The sequence below is a fragment of the Nostoc sp. genome (genome assembly GCF_036919595.1).
Lineage (GTDB): Bacteria > Cyanobacteriota > Cyanobacteriia > Cyanobacteriales > Nostocaceae > Nostoc.
Map to the genome: position 1 here is coordinate 33,468 of NZ_JBALCO010000011.1, position 22,752 is coordinate 56,219.

The window sequence follows — 22,752 nt, forward strand, 5'->3', positions numbered from 1 at the left end:
ATCTTTCACCTACAAATGGGGAATTTCCGTACTTGATACTCTGCTGATTCCACTATTGGATAAAATTCTCCCAGTGCTGGAATGAATTTATCTTCAATAGGCTGCAAATCTGCTTGGGGTAGGGCTTTCCACTGTTACCGCGTTGCCCAACAAATGATCACGAGAACTTCTGTGTGGTGATTGTGGCTGATCCAAACCTGTTTACCGAGAAATCTAGCATATTCAGCCAGCTCTGTTGTCCAAATTTGTGCGTCCTTCTGGATAAAATCTTCCTGCAAATCCGGGACAACCTTAAACTTGAGGAGTTCTATAACCACGCCCTTTGAACCCTGTGTTTACTAATTTGCCAAAATAGAGCTGTAGGCTAGAATAACTACGCTTTTAGCATAGCTTGATTGCCTACACTCAGGAGCAAGGGTCGGCTGGTTTGAAATAAGTAAGAGGAAGGGGAGTATGGACAACAACAACTGGTTGCAACAGTTAATGATGGTGGGCCTTGGCACAACGTCTTTAGTAGCAGAAAAACTGCGCCAAGTCAGCGATGATTTAGTTAAAGACGGTAAGCTCAATCCTGAGCAAGCCAAGGCGGTAATAGATGATATTGCCCAGCAGTTAAAGTCAGAACAGGGAAACTTCGATGTCCAAATGCAACGGCAAATGCGAAATATGATGCAGGATTTGGGGGTAGCTCGTCAGTCGGAAGTGGATGAACTGCGGGGTAGAATTGACCGTTTAGAGCGTCAATTGCGCGATTTGGAAAATAAGCTTTGGCGTTAGGATGTCCTTTCTGATTTAAACTAATTGTGTCCTGTTGGTAATGTTTTTGCCAGGATACCTAAGTAAGGAGAACTGATTTTGAAACCAATTTTCCTCAGCGTGGCGTTCATGCTGGTGTGTGTTGTGCTGTTGATTGTGGGGCAAGTAGGCAGTAAACAGAATACTGCCATTGCTGCCCAGTTAACCCAAACGTCGTCAGCGCCCACAACTGTAACTGAAAACAATATCTTAATTGCGAGTAATACTATGTCTGATGCCAATGCTGTAACTACCCCCTCTGGATTAAAGTATGTCGAGTTAAAAGAGGGGACTGGGGCGACTCCTCAACCTGGACAAACGGTTGAAGTTCACTATATCGGCACTCTAGAAGATGGTACTAAGTTTGATAGTTCACGCGATCGCGGTCAACCCTTCAGCTTTAAAATTGGCGTCGGACAAGTAATCAAAGGTTGGGATGAAGGACTTAGCACTATGAAAGTAGGCGGTCGTCGTCAGTTAATCATCCCTCCAGAGTTAGGTTATGGCTCTCGTGGCGCTGGTGGTGTGATTCCGCCCAATGCAACTCTGCTGTTTGATGTGGAATTGCTGGGAGTTAAGTAGGAACTAGGGCATGGGGAATGGGGACGAGAGGGAATTATTAAAAGAAGTTTCTATTTTCTCTGTTCTCAATGCCCTATTAAATAAATTAGATATTTCAGAGTATAGATGGGGCAGAAGTACAGCTAGAAAACGTGAGAAAAAGTATCTGTAACTTTGATCAAACTGCCGCGACTATACCAACAACCTAAACGTCAGACTGATACGCCCGAATATTTCTGGTTGCTTGAGAATTCCATGCTTCCAATCTTGCTGCGTCTTTTGAGGCATAAAAAGTAAAGAACCACTTTTAAGTAAGTAACTATATTCTATGCTTTTGTCTTGTTTATTCTGAAATGTAATTATTCTTTCAGCCCCTAACGAAATAATAGAGATACCAGTATTCTGCATGAGTTCATCAATTGAGTCGGAGTGAAATCCCATTGTTGAGTTACCATTTGTGTAATAATTGACTAAACAGTTGTTCGGTCGAAACCCAAAGTTTTTTTCAAGCCTATCAATAATAGGAAGTAACTCATCCAGCATCGGGCATGATTCATAAGAAATGTTTGAGTAGTTATATGGGGAACCAAAGCTGGCTGTTTTTCGCGCCCGTATACGCTCATCCCAGTTAGTTATGGATATAAGACTATCAAATAGAGAATGACTATTCGGCAAAAATTCATCATTAATGAGTAAATCAGGCTCGTTCATTGCTCAAATAAAAATCTTGTTACGGTTTAATCTTTTAAATCATAAATATAAAATTCTGTTGCAGTTATTTCCTATTGTATCCAGCCTGATGGTTTCATCAACAAGCCCTCGATTAAATATTCTGAATAATCTACACTAGGATATTTGCCTAAGAGGATTGCACGCTCTTGTGTTGGGCTATTTCGGCCAAAGATAGAGGTAGTCTATCTTTGGCGAAGGTATTGATTTAAATAATTATTTAGTCTGGCTAAATTTTTAAATTTTGAAACTTTGTAAACTGTGGATTGAACAAAAGTTTTGCAGTCCCTGTAGGTCCATTGCGATGTTTAGCTATAATTACTTCTGCAATACCGCGATCGGGAGTATCTGGAGAGTAATATTCATCGCGGTACAACATTATTACCAAATCTGCGTCCTGTTCGATCGAACCCGATTCTCTCAAATCTGACAACATCGGACGCTTGTTAGTACGCGCTTCCACCCCTCGACTCAATTGAGATAAAGCAATAACTGGTACAGATAATTCGCGTGCTAAACCTTTAAGTTGACGCGTAATTTTTGATAATTCTTGAACTCGATTATCGCCTGCTCCTTCCATCAATTGTAAGTAATCTATTACAATTAATCCTAATTCAGTTCCAAGTTCAGCTTGTAGTCTTCTTGCCTGACTACGCATTTGTGTAACTGTAATATTTGGCGTGTCGTCAATATAAATTGGCATCTCTGAGAGGATACCAATAGCACGGCTTAAAGGTTCCCACTGTGTTTGGCTCAGGCGTCCAGTTCGCAGATAAGTACTTTCAATTTGCGCCTCGCTAGCTAATAGGCGTTGTGTCAGTTGCTCTTTAGACATTTCCAAGCTGAAAACAGCAACTGGTAATTTATAAGAAGCGGCGATGTTATGAGCTAGGTTCAAGCAGAAGGCCGTTTTCCCCATTGATGGGCGCCCCGCGACAATAATCAAATCAGATCGTTGAAAGCCGCTGGTCATGGCATCTAAATCGTAAAATCCGCAGGGAATTCCAGGTAAGGCGATGCCTTGATTTCGATCCTCAATATCCTGGAAATTATTAATTAGAGTATCAGAAATATGAACTAAACCCGATTGGGGACGTTCTTGAGTAACCCCGAAGACCTTCTGTTCTGCCTGATCTAAAACAGTTGGTAACTCGGTTTCTGTCTCGTAACCAAGATGTACAATTTCATTGCCAGCTTTAATTAACTGTCGCCGCAGGTATTTTTCCATCACTAACCCTGCTAAGGCGTCGATGTTCACAGCTGACACTGTGCGGTCTACCAGAGTTGCTAACTTATTTCTACCACCAATACGGGCAAGGATCTCATGGTCAGTCAGCCAACTGGTGACAGAGAGCAAGTCTGTGGGTTTACCTTGGGCGTGGAGCCTCACAGCTGCTTGATAAATATCTTTGTGAGCGCTAATGTAAAAAGCTTCTGGAAGGAGGCGATCGCTAACTCGACTAATCGCTTCTGGATCTAGCAAAATACCCCCCAAAATAGCTTCTTCCGCCTCGATATTTTGGGGTGGTACGCGTAGTTTACCGCCGTAGGCATCGCTACCTAGCCCTTGAAAACTCAGTTCTTCAGCCATAAACGATTTTAGTTTTGAGATGAAAGCTAGTCGGGAGTAGAGACGCGATTAATCGCGTCTGTATAAGAGTTAGGAGTTGTTATTTACCCCTGCTACCCCTGCTTGCTCTGCTCCTTTTGCTCCTTTTGCTCCTTTTGCTGTCTTTTAGCTAGCGACGACTTGAATATCTAGTTGTGCCGCTACTTCCAAATACAGCTTGATTTCGGCTTGATAAGTACCAAGGTGGTTAATATCGGGGATGGTAATTCCCCGCCGATCAACTTCTTGACCAGTGGCTGCCTTAATGGCATCTGCAACATCTTGGGTAGTGATAGTACCGAAAATTGCTTCGTTTTCACCAACTTGCTTGGCAATTGTCAAGCTGCCAACTTTTTCTAAAGATTCTTTTTGCTCAAGAGCTTGTTGTCTAAGTTCTAATTGCCGTTGACGCTCTTGCTCACGACGGCGTTCTACTTGCTTGAGAATACCAGGAGTGGCATTAGTTGCCAATTTCTGGGGAATCAGATAATTACGAGCGTAGCCAGGAGCTACTTCCACTAAGTCACCAGATTTTCCTAGCTTGCTGATATCTTGATTTAAAACTAACTGCACACGTTTCGCCATCGTTTTTCGTTTTTCCTGTAAAATCTGATTAATTTGGGTTTGGGTAGGATAGCTCACAATGTCAATGCTGTATTCCAAGCTTCTTTGCCTATACCCTAAAGCTTACAGATCGTAGCGAAAGGAAGGGTGCGATCGCAACTATTAACGCTAGAAAATTGAAGGAGTGGGGGATTGGGCAGTGGGGAATGACGGAACACAGGGGGAGCAGGGGCCCAATGCCCCATGCCCAATGCCTAAAAGTTATTTCTCATTTCCCGTATACGCGCAAAGGTTTGGACTGCATCACTACTCTTAACAGTTAATTGTAATGATGGCTGATCCCAACGTAAAAAGGGATTGGTTCGCTTCTCTACTGCCAGTAGCGAGGGTATGGTAGCTTCTCCTCGACTACGGCAAGCTTCTACTTCATTGAAGCGTCTTTGTAAGTCGGCATTGTCGCCATCTAAAGTTAGGGCAAATTGCAGATTTTTTAAGGTGTATTCGTGGGCACACCAGACGCGTGTATCATCGGGTAGAGAGCGCAGTTTGCTTAAAGAGTCCACCATTTGGGTTACTGTTCCTTCAAACAAGCGACCGCAACCGCCAGAAAATAAGGTATCGCCGCAAAATAAATCGCCTGTCTCACCAGCTTTTTCGGGGGGAAAGTAGTAAACGATGTGAGCGCGGGTATGTCCGGGAACGAAGACAACTTCAGCTATGCGGTCTGCAAACTGGACGCGATCGCCTTGTTGCAAAAACACCTGCTGTCCCGGAATTCTACCACGATCCTCGGCGCCTCCATAAACTATCAGTTGGGGGAATTGTTCTATTAATTGCTTATTACCACCCACATGATCGTTATGGTGGTGCGTGTTGAAAATTGCTACCAACTCAGCTTTTAATTCTGCCAGTTTCTCTAATACTGGTTGAGACTCTGCTGGATCGACAACAGCAGCGATATTTTGTTTGCGATCATGTAACAAGAATACGTAGTTGTCTGAGAGTGCTTCCAGACGGATTACCTGCATTACCTCTGCCTCCCTTACAACATAAATCTTTTGTATTGTGTAACAATCCTAAGTCTCAGCAAGTAACCAGGCTACCTGCATAAGTTACATCAAGTATTTATACTTGGTTTAGTATAAATGTAAAGCCTGATTAATATATGATAATATACAACCGTAGGTATACGGTAACTTTACCAGAAAAAAACAAAATTTATCTGGATTTATCAGTGGATTTTCTCTGGAAATAACCGCAAATACAAAGTTAGATTTACTTTGTTATTTCCTGTTATAAGGATACCAAAAAATCGATTCAATCATTGGGGATATTTTCTTTCATCTGTAAGATTTAATAGAATTAAAATTCTATATATATTCTTTTGGATATTAAAGGTTGATTAAATATTATCACTGTTCATTTTTAGAGGTTTTATACGTGTTAGTAATCTCTGCAAAATCTGGACAACTAGGTAACAGGTTATTGTTATATGCTAATTTTCTTGCATTTGCTATTGAAAATAATTTCACAGTTCTAAACCCAGCATTTGAAGAGTATGCTGATTTTTTTACGTCAACAGATAAAGATTTGTTATGTTGCTACCCTTCTACACAATTTTCAGTTGTAGGAAACCGATTGCTACGTAAATACTATTATAATATCAATCGTTATTTAGCTGAAAGCGGACGCTTTAACACAATTAATATTAAGCGGAATCAGCCCTTTAGCTGGAGTAATTCAAGCATCACAAAAGAATTAAAATCACGGTATATCAACTTTTTTCAAGGATGGATATTTCGCGATGGATGGTTTGTAGATGATATATCAAATCTGCAAAAACATGGGGGAAAAATTCGTGCTTACTTTCAACCTTTAAAGAAGTATCAGTTAAATGTAGGAAAACTTATATCCAATATTCGTAGCCAGACTGATGTGCTCATTGGAGTCCATGTCCGTCATGGAGATTATCAGCAACATCAAAATGGCAGATATTTTTATTTAGTTGAAGATTATTTAAAGGTTATGGAATCAGCACAAACACTATTTCATAACAAAAAAGTGACATTTTTGATTTGCTCAAATCAGGAACAAAATGAGGATTATTTCCAACATTTATCTTATGTTTATGGCAATAATCATATAATTGAAGATATGTATTCTTTAGCTGAATGTGATTATATTATTGGCCCTCCTAGTAGTTATACTATGTGGGCATCATTTTACGGTGAGCGACCTCTCTATATGATTAGGGATGTGAATAAAACGTTAAAAATCGAAGATTTTGTTCATTTTTCCCAATGGCAAGGAGTTTTTTACTATAACGAAGACTGGAGTAAAAGTGTCTGGGAATGGACACATTAAAATTGATGAACTAGGATTAAAAGTAATAATTATTTAACTTATTTATGAAAACAGAAAGTAGAGGATTTATTACAATTTTAACTGGACTTTACCCTTTTCAAGATTGTATTCATTTTTTGGCGGCAATTAGAAAGTTTCATCAAGAGCCAATCATTATTTTAATTGACCAAGTTCCAATAGTACTCTATCCTTTTCTGAAAGCTTTTAAAAATGTAATTTTAAAGCCAGCACCTGCAAATGAAAATACTGTTTTAGCATCACGTCAAGCAAAACTGGCTCTCTATGAAGCCTCTGAGTTTGATAAAACGATTTACTTAGATTCAGATATTTGCTTACTTTCCGATATCAACGACGTATTTGAATATTTAGATAAATATGATTTGCTATTAACTGAAGATGTGCAACCTTCTATTGTTAAAGCCACAAATTTATTGCGTGGAAAGCAAGAAGACCTTTTACAAGATGTTTTGCCAATTCTGCAATCTATCGGGTTACCTTTGGAAGCAGATAGTGTGCAGTATAATAGCGGTTTGATAGCTTTTTGTAAAACAGAAGTAACTAAAGTGTTTTTTCAGGAATTTCAACGTTATTTTGAGATTGTCAAAAACAACCAAGATAAATTACTTTTAAAAGACCAAGGGGCTTTTGCTTCTGCGATCGCATCTGTACGCCCTCACATGAAAATCCTACCACCCACCTATAATTATCTCAGTAAATGGGAGGATGCTTATAATATTCAGGAACAAATTAAAGTTCTTCACTGTACCTATCCTTATCGACCTCAATATGCTAAAAATATTAGTCGTTCATTATATACAAGGATTTTTGACAGATTCGCTAAAGTATTTTTACCGAACCAAGTTACAAATCCCTGGCGCAAGAAATGACATATTCATTATAAAGATATGCACGGGTCTTTTTCCTGTATGACACTCTGGCAAAATTTAAATATTTATTAATATTGAAATTGCAAATTGACAGGAGAACATTTCACAATTGAAAGTTTCATTAGTTGTTGGTGATCTATCAGGAGGCGGTAGTATTCGAGCATATTTACTAGCTCAAGTACTGCAAAGCCTTAATTATCAAGTAGAGATTGTTGGTTTTATTTATGGGAAAGAACTGTATGCGATTCCTCCAGCTTGCATTTCAGTTGTTTCTCTTGCAGGTACAAATTATCCGGAATTTCTGATATCTGCTCGTCAACTCCTGCAAAAAATAGATGGAGATATTATTTATGCAGTAAAACCAAAGTTTACAAGTTTTGGTCTATCGCTACTTAAAAAATTTAGTGGTCGTCGTCCTTTAATTTTAGATATGGATGATTGGGAACTTAGTTGGCACGGAGGTGATGAGTGGAAATATCGTCCTAGTCTTAAGCAATTTTATCGCGACATTTTCAAGAAAAATGGGGCATTGAAATTTCCAGATCACCCACTGTATCTCAACTGGATGGAAAACTTAGTCTCAAAAGCAGATGCAGTAACGATAGATACTCAATTTCTCCAAAAACGCTTCGGTGGTGTTTACGTACCTAATGGTAAAGATACCGCAATGTTTGACCCCCAGAAGTATGATTCTGAGTCTAGCAGAACGGATTATGGTCTTTCTGAGTATCGAATACTCATGTTTCCTGGGGCACCACGACCTCACAAGGGGGTTGAAGACATCCTAATGGCGCTCAATTTGTTGCATGAGCCAGATTTAAGATTAGTGATTGTGGGTGGTAGTCCTTACGATGATTATGACGAGAAATTGATTCAAAAGTGGGGGCGTTGGATTATTAAATTACCAAAGTGCCCTGTAGAATTAATGCCTAAAGTTGTAGCAGCTGCTCACATTGTAGTTGTTCCCCAGCGAGATACTTTGACTGCTCGCGCTCAGTTTCCCCTGAAGTTGACAGATGGCATGGCAATGGCTAAACCTGTATTATCAACGCGCGTTGGAGATATTCCCCAAATTTTAGGTAATACTGGTTATTTGGTTGACCCTGCTTGTCCTGAACAACTTGCTGAACAAATTCAATTGATATTTAAAAATTTAGAGTCAGCAAACCAGCAAGGTATCAAGGCAAGAGAAAGATGTGTTGAACACTATAGCATAGAGGCTATGGCTTCTGTGCTCAAGTCAGTAATTGCTCAGTTGTGAATCTTGATTGAGCGTGGGGCATTGAAAAAGAGATTTTCATTCTTTCATTGTGCCACAGCAGTTCTGGTATTCTATCTAGCAAAATCTTTAGAAGCTGGTGTTGTAGATGGAACCGTGTTTTAACGGAGTTGAGACATGAAAATTATTTAGTTTGATTTATTTGAACTTTAGCAAATTTTGCAAGTAATTTGTGAATAATATTAATAAGTGAAAGTTGCATAAAAATACCCAATGTCTACCAGAAAACTACTACTAAGATTCGCTAAACCCTATCCAGGTTTAATTCTGCTGACAATATTGTTAGGATTTTCTGGAGCTTTATTTAATGGGATCAGCACAGCTTTAATTGTGCCAGTGGTTTTAAAAATTGTGGGGCAAGAAGTAGATTTAAGTAGCGCTCCTCCCATCCTAAAAAGGTTGATATCTCCATTTGATCATACTCCAGAACCTTACCGGATAGCAGTAATGGCTGGGGCAATTATATTTACAATTATTTTAAAGAACTTAGCTACTTATGCCAGTTCCTTAACATCGAGTTCTTTAACCCGAAAGCTGACATCGGATATGCGCGAAACCGGGTTAAAGCTGTTACTAGAAATTGATATAGATTATTATGCCAAAACGAAGGTTGGTGATTTAATCAACTGTCTTGGTGGAGAAATTGGCCGGGCTGCAAGTGCTATAGGTAGTATAGTCAAGATAGTTATTCTGGTAATTACAATTTTAGTTTTTGTCGGTTTATTACTGTCAATTTCTTTGCAATTGACAATTGCTGCTACATTTTTGCTGTCGTTGGTGACGTTAATAAATCAGTATGCCATTTCCCGGTCTAAAAACTTTGGTAAGCAACTCAGTCAGATGTCTAGAGCATATTCAATCTCTGTGCTAGAGACTTTGAACGGAATTCGATTGGTAAAGGCAACAGGAAATGAAGAAAAAGAATATCAACGGATTAAAAAATTAATTCGCGATCGAGAAACAGCAGATTTTGAATCTCAGGTTAATTCGGAAGCGATTACACCTATGGGTGAGGTGATGGGTATTACAGCTTTACTGCTGATTGTACTTTTAAGTAAAACCTTCTTTGCTAACCAAGTTTCTTCCCTTTCTACCGTACTTCTGACATATTTATTAGTGCTGTTGCGAGTGCTGCCATTGATTTCTCAGTTAAATACTATTCGCAGCAACTTTGCCAGTACCGCCGCCAGTGTAGATGTTACCAATGAGTTTTTAAGCCTGCATGATAAGCCGTTCATGGGCAAAGGTAAGCTTCCCTATACAAAATTAAAAGAGGGCGTGTCTTTTAATTTTCTTTGCTTTGCTTACCCTGGTCATGAGAAGTTGGTACTCAAAGATGTGAATTTATATTTACCGCGTGGCACAACCTTAGCATTAGTAGGCAGTTCTGGTGCTGGGAAATCCACTATGGCAGACCTTTTACCCAGATTCTATGACCCGATCGCTGGCAGTATTACCATTGACGGCATCGATTTGCGGGAGTTCGATGTTATATCCCTGCGAAAGCGAATGGGAATTGTCAGTCAAGATACCTTTCTTTTTAATGACTCGGTGCGAAATAACATTGCCTATGGACGACCAGAAGCTACTGGAGATGAAATTCTTACAGCCGCCAAGCGGGCAAATGCCTATGAGTTTATTAGCAAATTGCCTCAGGAATTTGACACCTTGATTGGCGATCGCGGCGTGATGTTGTCTGGTGGACAAAGGCAAAGATTAGCGATCGCCCGCGCCCTACTCCAAAACCCCGAAATTCTGATTTTAGATGAAGCCACCAGCGCTTTAGATACCGTTTCTGAACGCTTAGTACAAGCTGCACTCGATGATCTTAGTCGCGATCGCACCACCTTAGTAATTGCTCACCGCCTTTCCACAGTCCAAAAAGCCGATCAAATAGCCGTATTAGATCAAGGACAAGTAGTAGAGATAGGAACCCATGAAAAACTTTTACAAAAGGGTGGTTACTACTCACGTTTGTACTCAATGCAATTTAGCGATCGCCCTAATAAAAACTTGATTCAGACAAAAATTCTTAAGGCAATGCGCCTAAACTCCAAAAGATTTGCTGAATATCCTGAAGCTACTAAACACAATCAAAGCTGGCTCCGCATCTCTCACGAAATTCGGACGCAACTGAACTCGATGATTGGGTTCCTGCGCTTATTACTTGATGATCTGGTAGACAATTCCCAAGAACGGCAGGAATTAATTGAAGACTCTTACAAATCAGCTTGGAGAATTCTCAATACCATAGATGTTTTTGAGGATGTTATCAACTTGCAAATGAAGGGGCGATTCATCTCAATTTCTGATCAAAATCAAGATATTATAAATACCTATTCTCAAAGCTTTAATCATATCTCCGTTGAGTTTCGGACTTCTCTTAATCTCATCCTTAGCTCTCTCCGCTCTCTAGCTGATAATTTAATATCCACTACAGAAGAACAAAATGGATTAATTACTGAAACTTATGAATCTGCTATATATCTGCTCGATAATTTAGAAAATTTTGAGGATAGTATTAATCTCTAAAATTATGAAAAATTCTACTTTAAAAGAACACTATATTTTTTTCATTGGTGAAGAGTTACCCCAACCAGAGGCTCATCTAGTGCAGTCTACAAATGCAGCTAATGCCGCCGCCAACTTGGGATACTCAACAGTTTTAGTATACCCTCACAAAAAAGCAAAAGTTATTAATATAGCTAATATAGCTCGTCCTTTTCAACCGATAAAAACACCAACGGAACTTGTTAAATATTACAACCTCCATGATAAGTTAAAAGTTGCTCCCTTACCGATGCCTTGGCCAATTGATCATTTTCGGAGCAAATTTACTGACTCTAACACTATTGCAAGCAAGTATTATTTACCATTTCACATACTTCCAACTACTAAACTTGTCCACAGTCGCAACTGGAATTTTGTAAAAGCTGCCATCAAAAATGGCGTTCCCGCAATTTACGAACACCATCACCATGAAGATAAGCTGTTTGAGCCAGAAATTGTCACAAATCCGCTATTGCAAATTGCTGTCACAGTTGTAGACACTATCCGCGAAAGCATGATTAAAAATGGGATGCCGCCAGAAAAAGTAATTAGGTTGCACAATGGTTTTAATCGCTTATTTATGCAGAGACAACCAGAAAAAGCAGCAGAATGGCGTAAAAAACTATTGCCAGACGAAAACCAAAAATTAGTAGTTTATGCGGGAGCATTACAGCAATTTAAAGGTATTGATGTACTAATTGATGTGGCTAATGAAATGCCGAATGTGCAATTTGCCTGTGCAGGTGGTAAGCCAACAGAAGTCGAATATTATCAGCAATTTGTCACAAAAAAACAGATTCATAATATTAAATTTTTGGGATATGTTTTGCATAATGAGTTAGCATCTTTGCTACAAGCAGCCGATGTTTTAGCTCACCCTCATTGTTCGGGAAAAGCGGCAACTTTCACATCTCCCTTAAAGTTATTTGACTACTTTGCCTCTGGAACTCCCATTGTAGCGACAGAAATTCCTTCATTAGTTGAATTTAAAGATACTCAGTCCATTACTGCTTGGTGTGAGCCTGATAACCCCAGCAATTTTGCCGAATGTCTGAAACAGGTTTTAGAAACTCATCCCAGAAAAGTAGAAGGTTATCCAGATAGTATCGAGTTTGTCAAGCAGTTTTCTTGGGAAAATAGAGCGGCCAAAATCCTTAGTTATGTTGATGAATCTCTGCTTCCCTCACTTATTGTGTAAGTGAAAATGGGTGAAATTAGGGAAAATAACTGATGACAATTAATAACTAAAATGACTATTAAAACTGTAGGTATGATTAGCAGCTATCGAGGTTTAGAAACCAGAGCCGATTGGCTGTGGCAACAAACCCCGAATCAATTTGGAGTTTGGGGAAATATACAAATGCAGGCACTGGCAGTAAAACCAGATTTTCTGTTGATGTATCAATTTGATTTTCCTCAAGCACCGCCACAAAAATCTTGGTTAGATAGTTTTCGTAAACAGCAGCAAAAATCAATAGTAAATGTTGATTCTCTACTGCGTGGTGTGAACAAAGAGGGGATTATTTATTTACTAAGAGAACCACCTTTAGATGAAATTGTTGAAATAACTAATCATAATTATCAACAAGCCCAAAAGTATTCCGGCTACGTTTCTGGTCCTGATAATTTTGCTCCTACTCCAGACTATATGCCTGCTATTTGGTATCACTCAAATTCATTTCAAGATTTAAATGAAATGCCACCTCCCAAAAAGGTTGCTCCATGTAGTTGGATTACTTCAGGAATTAGCCGCACAGTTAATCATCGCCAGCGTTTAGACTTTTTGCAGTCTCTGCAATCTAGTGGCATTAAATTTGATTTATATGGGCGTAACTTACCAGAATCGGCTAAAAAATCGGGAGAATTGGGTAATAAATGGTATGGCATGGCACCATACTATTACAATCTGGCAATTGAAAATTATGCTGATAATAATTGGTATGTGAGTGAAAAACTTTGGGATAGTTTGCTTGCTTGGTGTCTACCAATCTACTATGGTGGGCCGGCAGCTGATAAATTATTGCCACCAGGTAGTTTTTTAAGATTGCCCAGTTTAGATGAAAAAGGCATTGCCTACATCCAACAAGTGACAGCTACACCTGATGCTTGGTATGCTGCCAAAGATGCGATCGCAGAAGCACGTCAAATCATTTTACACAAATTAAACTTGCTTAACTGGTTGTCAAACTTTGTTGCTAAACACTCATAAATTATGAATGGTATTTGTACCCTTGGCAATGACTATGTTTTCGATCAACTGGTGGCTTTGCTCAACAGTATTGATGTTATTTTAGGTTCAGAAACTCCTGTTTGCATTTATCCTTTCGATGATCAGACACAGCGAATTGCTGATGAAATAGCTAAACGTCCTAATGTATTTATTTACGATAATCAAGAATCAATCAACCGCTGGGATCAATTTATGCTGACAGCAGCACCAGAACGATTGAATCGTAGGAAATCCCGTCTTTATGGCGCTCACCGTCGTTTTTGCGCTTTTGATGGGCCATTCGATAAGTTTGTTTATTTAGATGCAGATACTTTGGTGATGAACTCACTAGCGACAGTATTTGAAAAACTAGATAGTTATGATTTTATTGTCTACGATTTCCAATTTAAAGACGTTAGTAAAATATATAATGTTAATTCTCCCAAATTACTAGAAGTTTTCGAGCAAAAACGCATTGATTCCGAAATATTTTGCTCAGGCTTCTATGGTGCGAAACAGGGAATATTTAACTCTGAACAAAGAGATTGGCTGATATCCCATTTACAAAATGGTGAGGCAGAAATTTTATATGAAGGTGCTGGGGAACAACCATTAGTAAACTACATGGTAATGAGGTCTAATCTTTCTATTTATAACTTTGCTCGCCAACTGCCAGATAATGAAAAAACAGGATGTTCTGCCACATCTAAGCACTTCGAGGAACGAGAACATATTCTCTATGACAAAGGTAATCGACTAACTTACCTGCATTACATTGGTGTTCCTCCTAATATCAATCAAGCAGTCTGTGCCGGAGAAAATATTGAGTTTCCCTATCGGGATTTATTTCTCTACTATCGTTACTTACACGAACCAGAAAAGCGTCCAGTCTTTCAAAACCCTCCTAAAAGTTATAATGACGCTTCAATACCAAATTTACTTACAAGAGCTTTGCGAAAATTTAAGTTAATTAACCAAGGATAATTTATGAGTAGGGGAATTTATATTGTTGCCAATGATCGTGTTATCGATAATGCTATTGCCTTACTCAATAGCATTCGTTACTATGACCCAGAAGTAACCATTTATCTAATACCTTTTAATGAAAGTTATCATAAGGTAGCAGAACAGCTTGCTACCTTACACAACATCAAAATTTTCCCAGATTTAGAACTTATTGACAAATTTACCAAACGCATTGGAGAAATTTTTGATCGAGATTTTCTTGCCTTACCCAACAAAATGCGTAAACTGGTGGTATGGTTTGGCCCTTTAGATGAATTTATTTATATAGATACAGATATTGTCGTTTTTGAAAAAATCGCCGACAATTTAGACAAACTTTCAGAAGTCGATTTCTTCTGTTGTGATTACCATCATGCCAATGACAAGCTGCGAAATATCTTTGACCCATTTGTGAAAGAACAGCAAATTTTTTCCGATGCTCAACTTCAAGATGTTTTTAACAGTGGCTTTTGGGCTTCAAGAAAAGGAATTATTACCGAACAACAGATGGATGAAGTTTTGCGCGAGTGTGCAGTGCATCGCGAATATTTTGATTTTTCTGAAGGAGTTACAGACCAACCTATTCTGAATTATCTTGTTCTCAAACTTATTGCCAAGCGTGGTAATCTCGTTAAAATTCCTGGGGGAGGGCCTGGTAGTTGGGCAGGTTCGCAAAATTTCCAGCAGCAAGAATACGCCCTCTATGACCGAGGACAACGACTAAAATATCTTCATTGGGCTGGTACGCGGATTAAAACTGGTAGTCCCTATTGGCAATTGTGGGAACACTATCGCTATCTCCATGAGGGCAAATTCGCCTTCATCCCCAAACTGACTCGCCGTTTATTTCCCTTTGTTGCTGCCCGCACTTAATATTAGGAGTATCCCAATGATTGATGGCATTTATATCTTAGCAAATGATGTTGTCTATGACCAATTAGTTGCGTTGCTCAACAGTATAGAAGCTAATGCTGGCAGGAAAATTCCTATTTGTATACTTCCATATAATCAGCGATTAGACAAAGTAAAGGTAGAGATTGCATCTAGAGATAATGTCACCTTATTTGAAAATTATGATTCCATAGCTTATTGGGATAACTTTGCTATCCAGATATGGAAAAATTATCCTAGAGCACAAAAAACTTGGCGAGAATGGGGCTTCCCGGAACTCTATGAGTTACCAATGCACCGCAAATTTTGTGCTGTGGATGGTTCCTTTGATAAATTTATTTATTTTGATGCAGATACTTTATTAATGGGATCCGTAGATGATGTATATGAAAAACTAGATACCTATGATTGGGTAGTCAATGATTTTCAGTATAAGTCTGATTTAAAATTTATTTTTGATGGTTCGCCAGAGCAGATGCAGGAAGTTTTCAACTCAGATAACTTGCAATCTAAAGTGTTTTGCGCTGGTTGGTTTGCCACTAAGAAAAATGTTTTTTCTACAGCTATAAGAGCCGACTTACTCAACAAATTAACATCAGGTGAGGCAGATGTTATGGCTTTTTTAGCGCCTGACCAATCTTTATTTAACTACATGGTTGTGAGAAGCGGAATTTCGTATTATAACTTTGCTTTTCATGACTGCGAACAGGCAACGGGTAACCACTGGAGTTCTCAATTTGATCTGCTAAATAACGTCCTTTACGACGAAGGGCGGAAGTTGATGTACTTACACTATATGAGTATATCTTCTTCAGCTTTTGTGCGGCTTTGTGGGGGTGAAGATGTTGATATTCCTTACCGCGATGTTTTCTTATATTATCGGTATTTAAAATCGCCTGAACAACGTCCTCAAACCTTTACGCGTCCAAGCCAGCTACTGCTTCTACAAAAGTCTACTAGTAGTTTCATTCAGCAAAGAGTCAATAACATCAAGTTAAAGTATCGTAACCTCAAAGATAGAATTAATGGGTACTAATAATATAGCAAAGCTATGCCAGTTAAATCAGCTTGTTCTAAATCTATGACATAGAATCTAAATCTAAAGATTGCATACCTTCGCGTTCTATAAAGGTCATCATACTTCCCAACTGCAACCAAACTAATAAACAAGTAAACAGACTAATTGGTAGACCGACTCCTAAAGCCAAAGAGGAGGGAAAGCCAAATATTTCTAAGCCTGAAGACAGAAATACACAAGTACCGGCAGTTATGCCGAGAAATGGCACAAATAATTGTTTCAGTGAAGAACGAGGTTTAGTATTTTCCGTGCGATCGCTTGGCCATTTCTGCACAATTACTTTCAAAGTGCCAGATAATGCCAAACCAGATGTTAATGCTGTTAGAAAGCCAACAAGTAACAGAAAATAAGGCGGTTGCAGAGGAAAATAGTACATGAAAACTCCTGATTGATATTAAATAATTTTTATTTTTTGTTTGTTGACTGGTTTCCAGCAAAAGACCCAAGGAATGTAGCTTTTGGGAGGATAGCCGCTGCGCCTTCCCTGGATAAGTCTGTTAAAATACCGATCGCTATATTTAGTAAACGATCCGGTTTTAAGTCATCTTTAACCAGGTTCCACAGGCGTTGGACATCTTCGGTGTGGAGGCGGTCATCTTCGGTAAGAGCAAGTACCAGTTGTCGCCGTAGAAACTTGCCTTCTTGGGACATTAAATATTGGAACCCCATCTGGGCTGTGGGCAATACATCAAAGTTGTTATCACTACGAGCGATCGCAATCAAATTTTCTAACCGCTGCCACTGGAATTTACCATCTTTGAATAACACATTCAATAATCGCCGCCGTAATTCGGGCGATTCCCCTGTCAGCAACCGCCGTGCTATATAGGGATAACCCACTTCAACAATTTTGAAATCTGGGTTCAGGCTCAGGGCAATACCTTCCTGAGCCACCAGGGAACGAATAATCAAAGCAAACTTCGCTGGGACTCGGAAAGGATATTCGTACATCAGTTCCGAGAATTCATCGGTAATAGTTTTGAAGTTAAAATCCTTGACATTTTTGCCAATGGCGTTTCCCAGCACCGCTTCTAATGCTGGCACAATTGGGCAAATATTCGTGTCTGGAGTCAGAAATCCTAATTTTACAAAATCTTCAGCTAAGTCGGTATAGTCTTTATTCACCAAATGCACTAGTGCATCTACTAACGTTTCTTTGGTGGTTTCCCCCAACTGATCCATCATCCCGAAATCAATGTAAGCCATCCGACCATCAACCACAGCAAACAAATTGCCGGGATGAGGGTCAGCATGGAAGAAGCCGTGTTCCAAAAGCTGTTGCAATCCTGAAGTAACACCAATTTGGATGATCGCCTCTGGGTCTAAACCTGCTTCGCGGATGCGTTTAGTGTCCGTCAGCTTGAAGCCATCAATCCATTCCAGCGTTAAAACGTGGGTATTGGTATAACGCCAGTAAATTCCTGGAACTTTAACTTGCGGGTCGTTGCGGAAGTTGCTAGCAAAGTGTTCGGCATTGCGGCCTTCATTAATATAGTCGATTTCTTCAAATAGCTTCGTGCCAAACTCGTCCACAATTAAACTTAGGTCGTGACCGAGATTGAGGGGTAACCAGGGAGCTATCCAACTCGCCGCCCACCGCAATAGATAGAGGTCGCGGGTGAGAATCGGGCGTAAGTTGGGGCGTTGCACCTTAACTGCGACTTCTTCGCCGCTGATCAGACGACCACGATATACTTGACCCAAGCTAGCAGCAGCTACCGGGTTAGGTGACAGTTCACTAAAGCTTTCATGGATTGGACGGTCTAGCTCAGTTTCGATAATTTTGTAAGCGATCGCATTATCGAAAGGTGGTAACTGATCTTGTAACTTGATCAGTTCTTCTAAAAAATCTTTGCGTATCAGGTCAGGCCTGGTAGAGAGGGCTTGACCAACTTTAATAAAAGTCGGACCGAGCCTGGTCAGCAGTTCTCGCAACTGGATAGCTCGTTTACCTTTATTCTGCTCAACTTTATCTTGCCATTCGTCCCACTTGAGATTGAGTAGAAATCCTGCAAAAGAGGAGATAATTCTCAGCAGTCGCCCCCAGGCAAGCCACGGACGGTAACTATAGTAGCGAGCGATCACATCTGGATTATAGAGTTTTAGCTGAGTAGGTTGATACTGACCCACGCCTTTTTTTGCCTCTTCCACTGAAAAATTTACAATTATGGTTTTTATGCTGACCCACAAGTTAGTTGCAAGTTCAGGATTGCAGTAGTCTTTTATCTAAAACAACTAAAACTTTATCCTTTGGGGATATTGTTCGAGGCGATTTTAGCCTATATTACTGCCTAGATTTCTTTATCTTTTTCTTAATTATACTTTATAAAACTACAACTACTTATCCAAGTTTCAGATGATTTTATCTTTTTTTAACCATTGTTTATAAAAATATAAATATTTACCTATATTTGATGTATAAAAATTTAAATAAACTGTGACAGTTAAGTAACTTTATTTACTAACAGTTATATGGAGCAGTAGTACTATTACTGTCTTGGATTTAATCATTTTAAAATTCAGATTGTCTTAGCGACCCATTTAGCTTTGCCTGAATACTCCTGCGATCATGGTCTTCTAAAACACTCGTCCATAATGAAGTTGATAAAATAGCATTACAGGTGACTGCTGTAACTGTAATTACAGCCCATTCAGAAGTTATTCCTAACAGAAACAAACTTTTATTGACTAACCAGGACAAGCCCAAGTAGTATACTACTGCAATTTAAACATGTTATATCCTCACCGTATATTAGTTTCAACGAAGCCAAAACGCGCATAGAACGAGCGTAAGTCAGATGATTTATTTCATACCAATTCTGTATGAATATGCACCAAACTATATGACGAACGAACCGCAAAGAACGCATAGACATGTTCGCGTTGACGGAGCCTCTCGTAGAGAAGCGTCTCTAAGAGTTGTGGCTTACCGCAGGGGAGGACACAAAGAAATAAATAAACAAATAAGAAGCCAAGAAAATTTGGCGTAGCCTCACAGAGAAATGATAAGCTAATCAGCATTTAAGTTGCATAAAAACAGGGCTGAAGCCCTTACTACAAGCGAATCATCCTGGAAAAATGAATGACGATTAGCTTATCAGGACTTACGCACAGGTAACGAAAAATCGAACCACAGAGGACACGAAGGAATAAGAGTTTGAGAGGTTTTTTGCGTAAGTCCTATATCTGTTCGGTTTCTTGCAGGACAAAATGTATAGTTAGGTGGATGAATCAACCCGCGACTCATAATATAATTATCATTTAGGAATGATATAAATTTGATAATTGGTAGTGGTTTTGCCACAATTACCAATTACCAATAAGCTACTTTTAATTATCATGTAGTGCTATTTAGATTTAGCCTCCAAGTTTTCTAGACGGCTTCTTAATTCCTGGTTTTGTTGTTTGAGTTGGTCGAAATCTTCACGCAATTGACGCAGGGTTTTTTCTGAACCAATATTCTTTTGCACCTTAGAAATTTCTTCTTCAGCATAACGAAGTACACGCCCATCGACTGCTTGTTCAGCTAGCGATCGCAAAATCCTGACTGCTTTGGGTGTTTCCATTTGTCCTAATGCTGCTGCTACCGCCACTTGCGTTAAAAAGAAGGTTTCTTTGGCTAGTTCTGTTAATTTTTCTAAAATTCGTTCTAAATTAACCGGATTCTGACCTACAGAAATCTTTCCTAAAGCGCGAATTGTGGCTAAACGTAGAGGTTGTGGTACGCCAAGTTTGGTGTATTCGATTAGCAGATTTAAGGCTGTTTCCGAAGTTTTGAATTCAGCTAAACCAGCAACTGCACCACTCCGCACGACTTCATTCCAACCTGCTTTCTCTTCTAAAACGCCTTTTAGCAGCTTTAATACCTTGTCTTCCTTGGGTTTTTCTTCCAAATTTGCAGATGCGATCGCCCCGATCACACGAGAGGCTGTTGCTTCCACGTAGTAGCTGGGATCGCCCTTTTGCAACAAGCTTCTCACAACTTTATAGCTTTCAGCGGTTTTGATTTGAGCAAGTACTTCCACTACAGATCGTCGCACGTAAGCATTTTTATCTTTTAATCCAATAACTAAGCCATCAAAGGCTTGGTCTAAATTAATTTGGGCTAGTTGTTTAGCCACTTCCACACGCACACCCCACAAGGGGTCATTTTTTAGCGCCACAGATAGTGCAATGGTAGCTTCTAACCCGCCTTTTTTCGCCAAAGCTTCTGCTGCATAGATGCGCGAAATTGGGTTGGGGTCAGATTCTAACTGGGCTTTTAACTCTGGTATTGGATACTCCAAAGCTACTGTTTTCAGGTAATTATTCCCAACATCAAAGCTGATAAATTGGGGCTTATTTTCTAGGGGAAAGTAGAAGCTTTGTTCACGTTCATTTACCCGCACTACAAAAGTTTTGAGTTGTGAGTTATGAGTTTGGAGTTGGGAATTATTTTTAACTCCCAACTCCCCACTTCTCACTTCTTGTAGCGGATAGCCAAAACCAATAGGGATTTTTAAATCAAACAAATCCTTACTCCCATTTTTACCTTCAGCAGCTTGGGTTTGAGTTACCGTAATTTTTGCTAAATTAGCATCTCCATCCCAAGAGTAAGCTACTTTAAAATCGGGATGACCACCACGATAAACGTATTGGTCAAAGAGGAACAAAAGATTTCGTCCAGTAGCCTTTTCAATCGCCCTGAGTAAGTCTACTGTTTCTACAGTTTTGTGGGCATTATCTTGGATAAATGTTTGGATAGCCTGCCAAAATAATTCATCTCCCAATTGAAACCGAATCATGTGATAAACACAAGACCCTTTTTCGTAGATGTGGTGATCATAAAGTTCAATAGCTTCCCGGTAAACATGTGTTACCATTGGCCGGCGGTAGCGGCTGCTATCTTCACTAATGTAACGACGAGCTTCCAATAAACGATAGTAAGCTGCTTCTTCTAGACTATATTCCTGTTCTGTCCATATCACCTCAGAGTAGGAAGCCATTCCTTCCTTAATCCAAGCATGAGACCAATGTTTAATCACTACTAAATCACCAAACCACTGGTGCGCGAGTTCGTGGACGACTAAACTTTCGGTATTACGGTTATCTAAGGCGGCGCGTTCATCCAGCAAGCATCTATCTGTTAGCAAGGTTGTGGAGGTGTTTTCCATCCCCCCAAAGATGAAGTCATCGACGCAAACCTGGGCATATTTCGGAAAAGCATAGGGATAGCCATACTTTTGGCTCAAAAATTCGATCATGCGCGGAGTTTTGCCCATGCTACGTTTAGCATCTTCCTCCCGTCCTTTTTCTACGTAGTAGGTGACTGCTTTCCCGTTCCACTCATCCCGAATTTCGGCAAAGTCACCGACTGCCAAAGTCATTAAGTAGGTAGGATGAACTTGTTGCTGTGACCAATGGTAGATTTTGTAATCACTATCTTCTGTAGTATCAATCAGTTCGCCGTTAGAAATCGCCACCAGAGGGTTAGGGACGCGGACGCGAATTTCTGAAGTAGACAGTTGTCCTGGATAGTCAAAGCAGGGGAACCAAAAGCGAGAGTCTTCGTCTTCTCCTTGAGTCCAAACTTGAGTAGGCTTGTTGGGGTAGTGCTTGTCTGGTTGAATAAAGTAAATACCGCGTTGCGGTTTTGCCACCGAGTAGGCGATCGCAATCAGCAAGCGTTTACCAATCTGGGTCGCCTCAGAAAGTTGGATGGAAAGCTCTACCCCATCGTAGTCAAAATTTTGTGCCACCTCGTCCACCTGCACAGACTCGATATTCAGGTTGACAGCATCCAAAGTCAGACGATCAATGCCATTACGGATTGGTAAGAGGCGAATGCTACAACTGCCCTGATAGCTTTGCTTGGGAATATCCAAGCTGATATCGAGAAAAATATGCTCTACCTGTCCGGGGCGATCGGGGTTGTAGTGTGGTCTTGCTCCCGGTAACTCAAAAGGTTTGTGTGCGTTATTATCTGTATCAAAATAAAACTTCGACATTGATCCTTACTGACCTTGTAATCCTGAAAAGTCTGGCTTGGCTGGATGTAGTTAAGCAAAAAGCGGTGTCTGTATTTCCCAAATCAATTGAGGACTCCCCTTTGCGATTGGGGAATTGAAATTAATCTCACCCGAATTTCTGAACGTCGGCTGCCGATCCTTGAACTTTTTTCCATATCCCTCCCGCATCTACTTTTCCTGATGTTTTGCACTTTTTTGTCATCGAGTCAAGAGTCTCTTACAC

18 protein-coding genes and 1 pseudogene are annotated in these 22,752 nt (G+C 39.8%); 11 read left to right on the forward strand and 8 right to left on the reverse strand.

Translation table 11 applies throughout. The features are described from left to right. Positions 1-5: 5 nt before the first annotated feature. Positions 6-317: pseudogene (locus V7K21_RS01420) on the reverse strand (TIGR03792 family protein). A gap of 136 nt (positions 318-453) precedes the next feature. Between V7K21_RS01420 and V7K21_RS01425 the strand changes: the two are divergent. Together V7K21_RS01425 and V7K21_RS01430 are read left to right on the forward strand one after the other, a co-directional pair. Further along, on the forward strand, positions 454-777 hold the full coding sequence (locus V7K21_RS01425) for a phasin family protein (RefSeq protein WP_273769398.1): 324 nt from the start codon (positions 454-456) through the stop codon (positions 775-777). 78 nt (positions 778-855) lie between these two features. Beyond that, positions 856-1,377 carry an FKBP-type peptidyl-prolyl cis-trans isomerase gene (locus tag V7K21_RS01430; protein ID WP_335171053.1) on the forward strand — a complete coding sequence of 174 codons (522 nt, stop codon included), beginning with the start codon at positions 856-858 and terminating at the stop codon, positions 1,375-1,377. A 171-nt stretch (positions 1,378-1,548) separates the two neighbouring features. Here the strand turns inward: V7K21_RS01430 and V7K21_RS01435 are convergent, their stop codons facing one another. The 4 genes from V7K21_RS01435 to gloB all read right to left on the reverse strand — a co-directional run bounded on the left by V7K21_RS01435 (position 1,549) and on the right by gloB (position 5,286). Then, a complete protein-coding gene (locus V7K21_RS01435; RefSeq protein ID WP_335171054.1) occupies positions 1,549-2,067 on the reverse strand; it encodes an alpha-ketoglutarate-dependent dioxygenase AlkB in 519 nt (172 codons plus the stop codon). Between the two features lie 247 nt (positions 2,068-2,314). Further along, entirely contained in the window at positions 2,315-3,676 is a 1,362-nt protein-coding gene (gene dnaB, locus V7K21_RS01440; protein ID WP_335171055.1) for a replicative DNA helicase, read from the reverse strand. A 144-nt stretch (positions 3,677-3,820) separates the two neighbouring features. Then, a complete protein-coding gene (rplI, locus tag V7K21_RS01445; RefSeq protein WP_298907546.1) occupies positions 3,821-4,279 on the reverse strand; it encodes a 50S ribosomal protein L9 in 459 nt (152 codons plus the stop codon). Between the two features lie 233 nt (positions 4,280-4,512). Next, the gene (gene gloB, locus V7K21_RS01450; protein WP_335171056.1) at positions 4,513-5,286 is read right to left on the reverse strand and encodes a hydroxyacylglutathione hydrolase; all 774 of its coding nucleotides are present in this window, start codon (positions 5,284-5,286) and stop codon (positions 4,513-4,515) included. A 412-nt stretch (positions 5,287-5,698) separates the two neighbouring features. Between gloB and V7K21_RS01455 the strand changes: the two genes are divergently transcribed. The 9 genes from V7K21_RS01455 to V7K21_RS01495 all read left to right on the forward strand — a co-directional run bounded on the left by V7K21_RS01455 (position 5,699) and on the right by V7K21_RS01495 (position 16,479). Beyond that, positions 5,699-6,622, forward strand: coding sequence for an alpha-1,2-fucosyltransferase (locus V7K21_RS01455; RefSeq protein ID WP_335171057.1), 924 nt, complete (start codon positions 5,699-5,701; stop codon positions 6,620-6,622). A 44-nt stretch (positions 6,623-6,666) separates the two neighbouring features. After that, positions 6,667-7,509, forward strand: a complete 843-nt coding sequence (locus tag V7K21_RS01460) for a glycosyltransferase (RefSeq protein WP_335171058.1) — start codon at positions 6,667-6,669, stop codon at positions 7,507-7,509. A gap of 109 nt (positions 7,510-7,618) precedes the next feature. Continuing rightward, positions 7,619-8,770: a glycosyltransferase family 4 protein gene (locus tag V7K21_RS01465; RefSeq protein ID WP_335171059.1), complete on the forward strand. Its 1,152-nt coding sequence runs from the start codon at positions 7,619-7,621 to the stop codon at positions 8,768-8,770. Positions 8,771-9,001: 231 nt separating this feature from the next. Beyond that, positions 9,002-11,320 (forward strand): ATP-binding cassette domain-containing protein, encoded by a 2,319-nt coding sequence (locus V7K21_RS01470; protein ID WP_335171060.1) that lies wholly within the window; start codon positions 9,002-9,004, stop codon positions 11,318-11,320. A gap of 4 nt (positions 11,321-11,324) precedes the next feature. Beyond that, positions 11,325-12,536, forward strand: coding sequence for a glycosyltransferase (locus V7K21_RS01475; RefSeq protein WP_335171062.1), 1,212 nt, complete (start codon positions 11,325-11,327; stop codon positions 12,534-12,536). A 51-nt stretch (positions 12,537-12,587) separates the two neighbouring features. Continuing rightward, positions 12,588-13,547: a glycosyltransferase family 10 domain-containing protein gene (locus V7K21_RS01480; protein WP_335171063.1), complete on the forward strand. Its 960-nt coding sequence runs from the start codon at positions 12,588-12,590 to the stop codon at positions 13,545-13,547. 3 nt (positions 13,548-13,550) lie between these two features. Next, on the forward strand, positions 13,551-14,531 hold the full coding sequence (locus tag V7K21_RS01485; protein WP_335171064.1) for an Npun_R2821/Npun_R2822 family protein: 981 nt from the start codon (positions 13,551-13,553) through the stop codon (positions 14,529-14,531). Between the two features lie 3 nt (positions 14,532-14,534). Then, on the forward strand, positions 14,535-15,425 hold the full coding sequence (locus V7K21_RS01490) for an Npun_R2821/Npun_R2822 family protein (protein WP_335171065.1): 891 nt from the start codon (positions 14,535-14,537) through the stop codon (positions 15,423-15,425). A 16-nt stretch (positions 15,426-15,441) separates the two neighbouring features. Then, a complete protein-coding gene (locus tag V7K21_RS01495) occupies positions 15,442-16,479 on the forward strand; it encodes an Npun_R2821/Npun_R2822 family protein (protein WP_335171066.1) in 1,038 nt (345 codons plus the stop codon). Between the two features lie 43 nt (positions 16,480-16,522). Here the strand turns inward: V7K21_RS01495 and V7K21_RS01500 are convergent, their stop codons facing one another. The 3 genes from V7K21_RS01500 to V7K21_RS01510 form a co-directional block, all read right to left on the reverse strand. Next, the gene (locus V7K21_RS01500; protein ID WP_335171067.1) at positions 16,523-16,897 is read right to left on the reverse strand and encodes a hypothetical protein; all 375 of its coding nucleotides are present in this window, start codon (positions 16,895-16,897) and stop codon (positions 16,523-16,525) included. Positions 16,898-16,926: 29 nt separating this feature from the next. Continuing rightward, a complete protein-coding gene (locus tag V7K21_RS01505) occupies positions 16,927-18,651 on the reverse strand; it encodes an ABC1 kinase family protein (RefSeq protein ID WP_335171078.1) in 1,725 nt (574 codons plus the stop codon). Between the two features lie 1,217 nt (positions 18,652-19,868). After that, on the reverse strand, positions 19,869-22,508 hold the full coding sequence (locus tag V7K21_RS01510) for a M1 family metallopeptidase (protein ID WP_335171068.1): 2,640 nt from the start codon (positions 22,506-22,508) through the stop codon (positions 19,869-19,871). Positions 22,509-22,752 lie beyond the last annotated feature (244 nt).